This window comes from Streptococcus iniae (assembly GCF_030732225.1).
GTDB classification, from domain to species: Bacteria; Bacillota; Bacilli; order Lactobacillales; family Streptococcaceae; genus Streptococcus; species Streptococcus iniae.
Map to the genome: position 1 here is coordinate 1,124,347 of NZ_CP132230.1, position 12,482 is coordinate 1,136,828.

The 12,482-nt window shown below is 36.1% G+C and carries 7 protein-coding genes; 2 read left to right on the plus strand and 5 right to left on the minus strand.

The annotated features are described in order from the left end of the window. Positions 1-152: 152 nt before the first annotated feature. From licT to Q9317_RS05625, 5 genes are all read right to left on the minus strand, one after another. Complete coding sequence (gene licT / locus Q9317_RS05605; protein ID WP_003099745.1) at positions 153-980, minus strand: BglG family transcription antiterminator LicT; 828 nt, start codon at positions 978-980, stop codon at positions 153-155. A 79-nt stretch (positions 981-1,059) separates the two neighbouring features. Continuing rightward, complete coding sequence (locus Q9317_RS05610; protein WP_003099747.1) at positions 1,060-2,607, minus strand: ClC family H(+)/Cl(-) exchange transporter; 1,548 nt, start codon at positions 2,605-2,607, stop codon at positions 1,060-1,062. 217 nt (positions 2,608-2,824) lie between these two features. After that, entirely contained in the window at positions 2,825-7,369 is a 4,545-nt protein-coding gene (locus Q9317_RS05615) for a S8 family serine peptidase (RefSeq protein ID WP_003099748.1), read from the minus strand. A 193-nt stretch (positions 7,370-7,562) separates the two neighbouring features. Then, entirely contained in the window at positions 7,563-8,723 is a 1,161-nt protein-coding gene (locus Q9317_RS05620; RefSeq protein ID WP_016356018.1) for an NAD(P)-dependent malic enzyme, read from the minus strand. 22 nt (positions 8,724-8,745) lie between these two features. Continuing rightward, on the minus strand, positions 8,746-10,053 hold the full coding sequence (locus Q9317_RS05625; RefSeq protein WP_003099752.1) for a 2-hydroxycarboxylate transporter family protein: 1,308 nt from the start codon (positions 10,051-10,053) through the stop codon (positions 8,746-8,748). Positions 10,054-10,213: 160 nt separating this feature from the next. On the opposite strand from Q9317_RS05625, the gene Q9317_RS05630 reads away from it, so the two are divergent. Next, positions 10,214-11,734: a Spo0B domain-containing protein gene (locus Q9317_RS05630; protein WP_003099759.1), complete on the plus strand. Its 1,521-nt coding sequence runs from the start codon at positions 10,214-10,216 to the stop codon at positions 11,732-11,734. Position 11,735: 1 nt separating this feature from the next. Continuing rightward, entirely contained in the window at positions 11,736-12,407 is a 672-nt protein-coding gene (locus tag Q9317_RS05635) for a response regulator (protein WP_003099762.1), read from the plus strand. Positions 12,408-12,482: the final 75 nt, after the last annotated feature.

Below are 12,482 nucleotides of genomic sequence, written 5' to 3' on the forward strand. Positions count from 1 at the left end.
TACAGCTGTGGCTACAGATTTATCTTGTATCTATTTAGGTTTTGCCTGCTTACCAGTAACAATCCTTTTGCTATGACATTATATTAACAGAAAAATCCAACAATTGCAAGCGCTTTTTTAGAAGTATAAGAAAAAAGCCGACTCTTGTCAGCTTAATTTTCTAGCCGTTGAATATGAATCGTCAAATAGACTTGTTCGTCCTTGCTCATTAGAAAATTGTAGGTAGACTCAACGTATGCTTTGATCTTTTCAGCACAACTAAAGGCTGATGGATAATTTAACTTCACTTGCTCATAAAGGAAACTGTCATTAGCTCCTTGCACTAAACCATTAACTACTCTCTGAGCAAAATATTGGATATGAGTCACAAACCTCGTATAGGTCAGACTATTGTCATCAGAAATAGTCCCATAATGAAAACGTACAATGTCTAAAATACCAGTAACGATTTTTGACATTTGTTGATTTTTTTCACTTGCTGTTATGTCTTTTTGAGCATTAATAAAATGTAAGGCAATTGAAGCAACCTCATCATTAGGTAAAGTCAAATCAAGTTTAGCTTTTATTAATTCCAACGCATCACGACCGACCTGAAATTCTTTTGGGAAAAACTTCCGAATTTCCCATGATAATGGGTTTGAAATGATTAGCCCTTCTTTGACACGTTCAAAAGTATAGTGTAAATGATCAGCTAAAGCAATATACAAAGCAATATCATAGGTATTATCCAAAACTTCTTGTCCGTGGTCAATAATAGCCCAAACCACTTCACTTTCTTGACTGGAAAGATTTTTGTAGACACTTGTCAATTCGATGGCAAGTTCAGAATCGTGTAAGACAAATCTTTTTTCAATCAGATCCTCATTTACCAAATTCCCTGGACGGGTTTGAAACCCTAATCCCTTGCCCATTAAAATTTCTTCATGGTTATCATTAATGACCTGAATAACATTGTTGTTATAAACTTTATCAATTTTCAATGTAATTGTCCTCTTTTATGTCATGGTTTGCATGATACCCTTTTGACAATCATAACAAAAATTTTCTGACAATACAATATTAACTTATTTCAGAAGCCATTAATTCTTGTCTTACACTTCCTAAATCCTGTTCGTTGGCAACCAGAAAAAGCGTAGCTCCTGCAATTAATTTTGTTTCTCCTGTTACAACTTCTGAATGTTTATGGTTGATTTGGGTGGTTATTAGGACATGTCTTGGCAAGTCTAAATCACAAACACGTTTGCCAGCAATCTTATCACTAACTGTTAACTCCATCAAGGTAGGCTGAATTAACTCTTTAGGACTGGTTAATGCCATTTTCTCTAAAATGGCTTCATAAATAGGTTGTCCCCCTAATAAATCCATAATCATATAAGCCATAAAGGTTACTACTGCTATTGGCATTAAAGGTTTTAAGTCACCAACCATCTCGGTAACCAAAATCATAGCTGTTAGCGGAGCTTTTGAGACAGCCGAGAAATAACCAGCCATTCCAAGAATGATGAATAAGGGTAAAAACTTATCTGACATGAAGCCAAGTGATGTTAAGCTTAAACCAAATAAGTATCCCGATAAAGAGCCTAAAGTCAAAATAGGAAGGAAAATACCTCCTGGCAAGCCACTACCATAGCTCAACATACTCACCATAAAACGCACCAATAAAAATAGCAAAACGATGTAAAGGGAAGTCTGGCTAGTTGATAACGATAATATTAAATGGTGGCCACCACCTAGAAGGTTTGGTGAATAATAGCCAAGAAGAAGAATAAAAGGCAAAACAAGAAGGCTGTGAAAATGAGAGGGTAAGCCTGTCATTTGACCCAAAACCTTAAAAACGGTTTTCAAAGATAAGAGAACCCATTCATAGATAAAGCCTAAAAATCCAAGGACTATTCCTAAAACAATCAAAAGGCCATACTGCCCTAAAGGTAAGAAAGGGACAGCTTTTGGCATTTGCAAAATAGGTTTTAAGCCAAAAATATTAAGGGAAATAAAATTGGCAACTAAACTAGCCACAAGTGCTGTAATCCAAACCAGCCGTGAGAAATGATGGTAAATCTCTTCAACAACAAATAACAAGCCAGCAATAGGGGCATTAAAGGCTGCAGAAAGCCCTGCTGCTGCACCACTTGCAATTAGAACTCGACGTTCTAGGGCTGATGAGTTAAGACCTTTTGCTATCCCTTTGGCTGACATAGCACCTAATTGAATGGATGGCCCTTCGCGGCCTAGCAAAAATCCCATAGAAATAGATAATAATCCAGCTAAGAATTTTTTCCATAGCACTCCCCACCAATTTGGTGATAGTAAACCTTTTAATTCTCCTTCAACATGGGGAATACCAGAGCCTTTGATATCTGGTTCTGACTTTATTAAAAGGCCAACAAGTAATAAGGAAGATAGACTTAGTAGAGCAATTCCAATTAAAATCAGTGGATTTGAGTGCGACAAATTGTAATAGTGGGTAATTGCTTCTGAAAACAGTTCAATCAGAAGCCTAAAAAGACTAACGACAACCCCAGCAACAATACCTACTAGGATTCCTCGCCAGACATAAGCAGTAATTGAATTTCGTGAAAAATGATATTCTTTTCGTTGATTTTCCATTTGGTCCTCACTTTCAAAAAAGAAACGCTATACCCATTGTATCAAAAACTAGAACTGGTTTCTAGAAAAGAATAAAAAGGGGCTGGGCAAAAAGTCGAAATCTCATTGATTTTTTCAAATTTCCGAAATAAGAAACCGCATGAAATCAACGTTTGTAAACGAAAGATTTCATGCGGTTTTGTTTATATTAGGCTTTTTGCCCAGCCCCTTTAAAAGTTTATTTTTCTATCTTTTTTCGAGATGGTAAAAGCCATGCGGCTGAAATGCTCAAGAAAGAAAGTAACATATATTTTAGTTGTGAGAATTCACCCGCCATTGGTAACTCTTTTTGGCTATTTCCAGATTTACCAGTAGCTAATTGGGATGCTAATGCATTACCTTTAGTGAATTGATTTGAAGGACTAACACTTGTATTTGAAGCCCAATCCTTTTCTTGATGGATAAGTGCCTTATCGACAATCATTTTTTCTGATTGTGATGCAGTGGTAACTTTTGCTTTTAGCGTCATCAGTTGGTATTTACCATCTTTTTCCAGTCGAAGCATCATTTCATTATGTTTAAATTTCAACATTTGAATACTATAACCAGGAGCATAGTTTGCTAAAGCTTGAATGGCGTTTTCAGCTGACTGCATTTGACTCATATCAAAGTCTTTGAACTGTTCATCTGCCTGCAAGTCGTTTTTAAGCAAATAAGGCGCAAGTTCTTCTTCCGCAGCAAGATGGCTCTCATCAGAATCAAAGGATGCACCTCTAGCACTTGGATCAATTTTCACTTGGAAAAGATAAGTTTTTGTGTTTTTCAAGTGGTCCCAGACTTCAATTTTAACATATTCTCCATCAACCACTGTTTTTTCATAGAACCAGTCTTTTTGATTTTGGTGGAAATAATCATCGTATTCACCAAGTTTTAAGGTGCTATCAATCATGTCATCATTAATAAAAAGTTTCCAACCATCTAAAGCGTCACGAATAGTGCCTTTTAATTGTAATTGGTCAGTTGGGATTGTTATCACTCCAACAACCTCATCTTCATAGTCTTCAGAATCAACCCAGTCATCACCTTTAAATGCAATATTCCTATTTTTAAAACTTAGTCTAGGAGCTTCAGTATCCAGTTTAACGGCATAGCCTTTATTAAAGATTAATTCATTATTATAATAGGTTTTAACATTGATAATGTTTGACCCTTGATAAATTGGGATATCAATTTTATAATAGTGCTCTTGTTCAAACAGTTCAGGTTTGTAAGCAATGCTAGTCTGATAGGTGACATCAGTGAAGTCTTTTTGATGCTGATTATTATAAAGGGCATTGGTATTTGTTACTAAAAGGCGTTGGCCCTCTTTAAGGTGGATGTAATAAGTACGGTAACGTTGCCCGCTTTCATCATCTTCACTTCCTAAATCACTACTTCTGTTTCCTTCAACATACCCTAATGTGAATTTATCATCGTGAATATCAGCTCCATTTTCAAAAGTTTTTGAGTCTTCATTTTTATCATCTAAGGCATCATCATCGTCTTCTTGGTCATCTGCATCTGAAGTCTCCTCTTTTGAGTCCTCCTTAGCATCACCATCTTGAATAGCATTAACAGCTTCGACTGATGTGTCATCGTCTTCGTCTTCTTCATCCCAATCATCTATGTCATCATCAGGATCTTCTGAATACAACTCAAAACCATTGTTGTTGGCTAAACGTTTTAAAGATTTTTTTGAGATGTCCTGTGGTCCAAATAAAGACTCTTCAGAGGAAACTGTAGACTCTTTAGCAAAATCGTAAATAATATAATTATCAGCATAATCAATTGCTCTTAATTCTAAACCGCCTTTGTCAAAAGAAGAAATATCAAGGCGATAAAGACCATCCTGATCAGCAACTAGTTTTTTAATTTCTGTACGATTTTTATAAAGGGCAACATCTTTTAGGTGTTTGTCTTTAATATCAAAAGTATACTCACTTGTCGTTTTATGTGTTAGGATTAAATCGGGTTTGGTGTTATCAACTTTGAAAGGAATATACATCTCTTGCCAAGCTCTCGTCTCATCCAATCTGGCCTTGACCTTGATAAAATAATCCCCTTCATCTACAAAGTGCTTTTTGTTTGTTATGGAATCGTACACACTGCCATCCCATTCTAAATCAGGGTCGTATTCACCAAACATCAATCCATAACGGTCAGGGTACTCACGAAAGGCACTTTCCATATATTTCGGATAATAATGCCCTGTTTTAAGGACTTTTACGGACTTGTTCTTATTAGTGTCTACAATTTCTACCTTATAATCTTTAGCGTGGCGCATAAACATTAAACGTAGTTTCATCTTGGCGTGGCTTGCAACCCCACCTTTTGTTTGCATGACATAATGTTTAGGATCAGATTCTAAATAATCATTATCTGCTTTCCACTTGTCGTAATCAACTCCCCAAGGAACAAAGTCAAATTTATCCTCACCTAATGGATAGCCTCTAACAATGCCTGTCATTTTGGTTTTACTACCTTCTTGCCAGGAAACGGGATCAACGATTTTTTCATTGTTCCAATCTCCATAGAAACCAAGATATGGAATGCTCAAGTCTGCTTGTTCTTTGCTTAGTGCTTTAAATTTTATAAACCCTTCAACGAATTCATGAAGCTGTGCCTGCCCAACATTAAGTTTAACAGGAATAATCATCTCACTGTGAGGCGCAATGCTAATATGGCTTGCCAATTGCAGATTAGCCCCGTCGATGGCGCGTGAATGCACTGATTTGATGTTTAAGGTTTTATCATAGTGCTTACGGGTATTATCATAGCTAATCTTGCCTAGAACAGTTCCAGGATCAATTTCAAATTGCTGACTTTTATCCGACAAATTACGAATAACAATGTTAAAATGTTTTTCTTTATCTGTAAAATCTTTGAGGTTAAGCACACCTTTATTGTCTTCTGCAGAAATAAAAACTTTCGTTTTTAAAGCTTTTTCAAGATCAATAGCACCTGCTCCTTGACGTCTTGGAGAGTAGGCTAAAATAGGTTTTCCATTTGGAACAGTATAATCCTTAAGGACATTGGCTGTATTTTGTAAAAGAAGTTTATTAAGTTGTGCTAATTCAATAGCTTTAAAGGACTTATTCCATGCTTTTTGATAGTCTTTTGTTAATGGTAGCAAAAGAGCACTTGCTCCTGCAGCATGAGGAGCAGCCATGGAAGTCCCACTATCATTGAAATAACTATTGTCATTTCCTGTCGAATAGACATTTTCACCAGGTGCAACTAAATCAGGTTTTAACTCAAGACTAGGTGATGTTCCCCAAGTGCTAAACCCTGAAATACCTGGGTGATCAAAAACTTTTGTAAGAATTGGTTTTGTTTTAAAATCAAGCTTTTGTGAGGGTTTAGGATGTTTTTTTAAATAGTCTTTGAGTTTTTGACCATCATTCTCAGATAAGCTAATTGCCCAAACATTTTTAAAGAGTCCCTCTTTATCAACTAAGAGTGTACTTCTTACCTCAGGAAGACTTTGGTAATTGCCGTAAGTATATGTCCCTGGTGCATTAATTAATATGACACCTTTGGCATTTTTTCGGACCAGTTGATCCACCTGAGGGAAAAAATAATCGGCTGTCCTACGAACAAGCACCACTTTACCACTCAAATCTGAAACATTAGGCGTTTCATCGTAGTCAATAATGGCATGTTCAAAACTTTTTTCCTCCACATGTTCTTGATCAAAAAGATAATAGTTATTCCAGTTAATATTTTCATAAGCTAAATCAAGCCCCCCAATATGAAGATGAGGCAAATACGTATGGGTATCATAATAAGACCCCACCCCAATAACATAGGGATTTGATGAGACTGATAAGGTCGTTGAGGTATCTGTTTGAGGGAATTTTTCATCAACAAGGCGATCAAAAGAATTGGTCATTGATGACGTTCCATAATTTGCCATTGATGCTGCAATGATGACATTTTTCTTTCTGGCATTTCGGATGACTTCTGCCCACAAGTCATCCTTGCGACCAGTTCCTAACTCCCCGATGCTCAAACTAATAACATCAGCACCGCGTTTAATGGCATCCTCCATTGCAATGAACTGGTTGCTTTCTTGGTAGCCCTCACTGTTATCCTTGCTCCAAGTTCTATATGCTAAAAGTTGAGCATTAGGGGCTAATCCCTTGAAGCCCTTTTTAGAATTTCCCACAAGAACACCTGCAATATGCATACCGTGTTCTGTTTGAGGGTCTTTAATGCTATCATCACCACTCATAAAGTCAAAAACGTAAGGAATTTTATCACTGATTCCATTGTTGTCTTTGGCTATTTTTAAATGATTTTTGATAACATCATCGTCTAATTTTAAAGCCTCGTGATCTGGGTCAATTCCAGAGTCAACCGAGGCAATCACAACCCCTCTACCATCAAGTTTTTCTGATGTCTCTACCTTATATTTCCCTTCATGAATTGCTTTTGCTTGGTCAATTAGGGATATACTTGGTAAAGTGTCAGTATCTGCTTGCCAAGTTTCAGGGCTAATAGGGCTTGATTCTTTTGGTATTTCTTCAGATTTTGCTACAGGTGATGCTTTTTCTAGTGTCTCATTTTCCTGATCAAGCTTAGTAACCTCCTTTTCAGGTGATTGCTTAGTTACTTCTGTACCAGCTTTAACAGGTGATTCACTGTCTGCTAAAACCGTTTGCCCATTTTGTGCTAATGAAGCCAGTAAAACAATTAAAGCTGATTGTAAAATAAGTTTTGGTTTGTGATTCCTTTTATCCAAATGATTCTCCTTTATATAATAATGATTAAGTTAGCGTGCAAGTCCTTTCTAAATTAGATTTGACTAGACGAGTCAAAATTAAGCATGCTTAATTTTTATTATACTCATTATTTCTTATTTTTCAATCGTTTTTTAGGCTTATTTTATATTTTTATTAAGTTAACTTAAAAAAGAGCTTTCGCCCTTTTTCTTTTTATTTGACTGCATCTCTTACAGAAGCTGCTACAATTTCTGCTACCCCTTCTTGAAATGCCCCTGGCATGATATGGGTTGTTGATAATTCTTCTGGTGCTACTAAACTTGCAATACCTTTTGCTGCTGCAATTTGCATCTCAATGGTGATTGATTTTGCTTGGGCATCCAAGGCACCTCTGAAAATTCCCGGAAATGCAAGCACATTGTTAATCTGATTTGGGAAATCACTTCTACCTGTTCCGACGATGTAGGCACCTGCTGCAAGGGCTTCATCTGGATAAATTTCTGGTACTGGATTTGCCATAGCAAAGATAATTGGTTTTTCAGCCATTTTACCAATCCACTCAGCTTTTAAAGCTCCCGGAGCTGAAACGCCAATAAAGATATCTGCACCTTCTAGAGCATCCGATAAGCTTCCTGATAGAAAATCACGGTTGGTTACTTTTGAAATCGCTAAGTGATGGTCTTGAAGTTTATCTCCTTCTTTTTCGTTAATAATACCAAACTTATCAACTACAGTCACATTTTTAGCACCTGCAGCAAGTAACTTCTTAGTGATAGATAAGCCAGCTGAACCACCACCATTAACAACTATTTTAACCTGATCAATGTTCTTTTCAATCAATTTTAAACTATTGAAGACAGCTGCTAGAACAACAATTGCTGTACCATGTTGGTCGTCATGGAAAACCGGAATATCACACTCCTTAATTAAACGTTCTTCAATTTCAAAGCAACGAGGTGCACTGATGTCTTCTAAGTTGATACCACCAAATGTTGGTGAAATGGCTTTTACAATTGCAATGATCTCATCAGTATCCTTTGTGTCTAAAACAATAGGAACTGCATCAACACCAGCAAATGCTTTAAATAGTGCAGCTTTTCCTTCCATAACAGGCATTGCAGCAACAGGTCCGATATCTCCTAATCCTAATACTGCCGTTCCATCACTAACAACAGCTACTGTATTTTTCTTAGTCGTTAATTCATAACCTAATTTTGGGTCATTGGCTATTGCAGATGAAACACTTGCAACTCCTGGTGTATAGGCGATGCTTAAATCCTCCTTATTTGCAATTTCAATTTTAGGGATTACTTCTAATTTTCCCCCTGCTTTACGTGCCTGTTCAATAGCAAGTTTTCCTAGATCTTTTGTCATCTCTTTACCTCATTTTCTATTTTTAATGCCATAATAGTCTTAAAATTGCTGTCATGGTAATAACGGTTATTGCGCCACCTAAACGTGTTGCGACTTGTGCAAAAGGCATTAAGTTCATTCGGTCTGCTGTGCTTAAAATAGCAACATCCCCAGTACCTCCCATACCACTTTGACAAGCAGAAATAATACCTGCTTCTACTGGATTCATATTTAAAAATCTCGAAATAAAGAAACCAACAGAAATGACCGTAAAGACTACACTAATAACCACAACAAAATACTGCCAGCTAAGGGTTGCAACAACATCTTTTAAAGGAATGTACAATAACCCCAGTCCAGCCATCAAAGGAAAGGTGAAGTTGCCAGAAATAAATTTATATAACTGCTTGGCACCATTTTGAGTTTCTTTTGGAATTACATTTAGGTATTTTAAGAATGCTGCTAGTACAATCATTAATACTGGCCCAGGAAAACCTGTCAGGTGTTGCAATAATCCACCGGCAATAAAAAGTGAACAAGCCGTTAAAACACCCCCACCCATTAATTTAACATCCAATTCACCGGAATTATCTTTAAGGGCATCTGCCATATCTTCACTATTTCCTACTTTAACCAATTGGCCTTGTCCAGAATATTGCGGATGTTTTTCACCAAAGCGACTTAGTAGCGCTGTGCACATTATCGCAAAAAAATTACCAATAATTGTTGCTGGAATCAATTGAGCAACCAATTGTTCACTGCCAACACCAGTTATGGAACTATAACCAAGCGATAGCGGAAGTATCCCTTCACCAATTCCACCTGCTAACACAGGGGTTACAATATAAAATAAGGTATGTTGCCATTTTAAACCTAAAATCACTCCTACTAAGGTACCTACTGCCATGGCTGATACCATACCAATCAACATGGGAATAATCATCCTAAACAAGCCTTGGATTAAAATTTTCCGATGCATGCCCAAGATACTCCCACAAACTAAGCAAGCAATGTAGAAATAAAGAAAATTCGCTTCTTTCATTAAACTGTTAGCAGCTGATAGGACATTTGGATTAAACAGGTTAAAGAATACTAAAATTGATGGAATCAACAAGGACATTATAGCTGGTCCACCAAAATTCTTTAAAACTGGGATATTTGCTCCAACCGTTCCTAAAAGCCAGCCAAGCGTTAAGATAACAGCAAAACCTCCCAACATATTGACCGGTAATTTTTGCAAATAAGCTGTGATGCAAATTAAAGAAGCCAAAACAAGATAGACCGGTAAGGGAACTGAACCGACTCTGAAATCCTTGAATCGCCTTTCTTCTTTTTTACTTAGTGTTTCCATGAAACAACCTCCTTTATTAATAAATTCAGTATAGAAAAATTTTGGTAATGTGGCTAGAATATTTAAATTCTTTAATTACTTTAACTAATTCAACTTTTTTAATTAATTTAAACTAGCAAGCTCTTATTTTTCTATGATATACTCAAATAAAGGAGAATTTATGCGAAAAAAACGATCACTCTGGGCAAGTCTCTCCTTAATACTCATTACAATGATTGCTGTAACAACTTCTATTTTCTATGGCATCATGATAAGAGAGACCTATCATTCTATTAAATCACAAGAAATTCATCTCTTAACTTCTACTGGTAAAATGCTTGCAAGCAACCAACTCATTAGTGATAATTTGCGTGCTGATAAAGCTGATCAAACCATCATCAACTACAGTAATACCATTGCTAAAACCTTTCATTTGGATTATGTTGTTGTCATGAATATGCAAGGAATCAGACTAACCCATCCTAATCCTCAAAAAATCGGTAAACCTTTCCAAGGTGGCGATGAAAAAGAAGCTTTAGAAGGTAAAACAGTACTTTCAACAGCTAAAGGAAGTCTTGGAAAATCCTTACGTTACTTAGTTCCAGTTTATAATCATAAGCGTCAAATTGGTGTTGTAGCCGTCGGAATTAAACTAACAACAATAAATGATGTTGCCTTAAAGTCTAAGAAGAACTATACTATAGCCTTAGTCATCTCTATTGTGATTAGTCTTTTTGCTACTACGCTTATCTCACTGCACCTCAAAAAACAACTTCATAACCTAGAACCAAGTGAAATTTATCAACTTTTAGAAGAACGAGATGCTATGTTAGATCAAATGGACGCTTCTGTTTTTATTATCACTAAATCACATACCATTCACCAGTATAATCAAGCCGCTAAAGAATTAGTTCTTAAACATCTTCCCCAAAAGACTGTCTTAGGTGTTAAAATAGAAGACCTTATTCCAGCTTTTTCAAAAATTGATTTTAGCAAAAACAATGAGCAACTCTTACGTTTTTGCGAAGAGGATTTTCTTATTTCCATCTCTCCTATTAATGTCAAAGGTGAGTTGCGTGGCTATATTATTTTCTTACGGCATGCCATTGATTCCATTTATCTATTGGACCAATTAGCTTACTCAACAACTTACGCTTCTGCACTGCAGGCCCAAACACATACATTTATGAATCGTCTCCATGTTATATATGGTTTGGTTGATATTGCTTATTACGACCAATTAAAAATCTATTTAGATTCCCTTTTACAACCTGAAAACGAGATCATCAATAGCCTTTCGGTGCTCATTAAAGAGCCACTACTAGCAAGTTTTCTCATTGGAGAACAAGAAAAATTCAAAGAGTTGGCTGTTACTATTAATTATCATATTATGCGTGAAATCCCTGCTTCACAATCTAAAAATGATCTCAACCATTGTCTTATTTTCTGCCGTTTTATTGATACCCATCTTTTAAATCATTTCAAGCCTGAAACGGTTACTGTTAGCATGGACTATCAAGTCGAAAAACTGATTATAAGATACACCATATTAGATTCTAATATGTCAAAAATGGACCTGGAAACTATTTTTAAGATGCATTATTTCCAACAGTTATTAGAAGATACAAACTCAAAATATTATCCCGACACCAGTCAAAAGACTTTGAGTTTTACCATCACAACACCTTATAATGGAGGATAAAATGAATGTACTGATCATAGAAGATGACCCAATGGTTGACTTTATTCATCGAAATTACCTTGAAAAACTAGAGCAATGTGACTTGATTATCTCTAGTAACAGCATTTCAGATGCAAAAGAAAAATTAGAACACTTCAAGATTGACTTAGTCTTACTTGATATTCACATTGCTGACGGTAACGGACTTGAACTGTTGGAATATTTGCGATCTATTCATCATGACAGTGAAGTTATCATTATTTCAGCAGCTAATGATAGTAGTGTCATTAAGTCTGGACTACATTTGGGGGTTATAGATTATTTAATTAAACCATTTACTTTCGATCGCTTTCAAGAAAGCATCAATCGTTTTGTACTACAAAAATCCCACTTCACACAAGGAAAACTCAATCAAAAAAGTATTGATTCTTTGACAAGTAAACAGCATGTGACAGAAAAAACTGATGGAAATTTTCTTGACAAAGGGCTTTCTCAGTCGACACTTGAACTGATTAAAAAAACAATTGCAAGTTTTAATGAGTCCTTTACCATCCCAGAGCTCGCCGAAAAATCTCAATTGTCCCACGTCTCAGTCAGAAAATATGCGGCCTATTTAGAAGAATGTAACTTATTAGAAAGTCGACAGATTTATACAAAAGTTGGCCGGCCCTACCGCATTTACTTCAAAAAATAGGCATATCTATCGCTTGAAATGAGCGTGTGACACCAAAAGGTTAATTTTTAGTGCCTAATCAATTTTTGTCTATTG

Coding starts and splice junctions, on each gene's coding strand:
- Q9317_RS05610 (WP_003099747.1), bottom strand. CDS start 2,607: ATGGAAAATCAACGAAAAGAATATCATTTTTCACGAAATTCAATTACT.
- Q9317_RS05620 (WP_016356018.1), bottom strand. CDS start 8,723: ATGACAAAAGATCTAGGAAAACTTGCTATTGAACAGGCACGTAAAGCA.
- Q9317_RS05625 (WP_003099752.1), bottom strand. CDS start 10,053: ATGGAAACACTAAGTAAAAAAGAAGAAAGGCGATTCAAGGATTTCAGA.
- Q9317_RS05635 (WP_003099762.1), top strand. CDS start 11,736: ATGAATGTACTGATCATAGAAGATGACCCAATGGTTGACTTTATTCAT.
- Q9317_RS05630 (WP_003099759.1), top strand. CDS start 10,214: ATGCGAAAAAAACGATCACTCTGGGCAAGTCTCTCCTTAATACTCATT.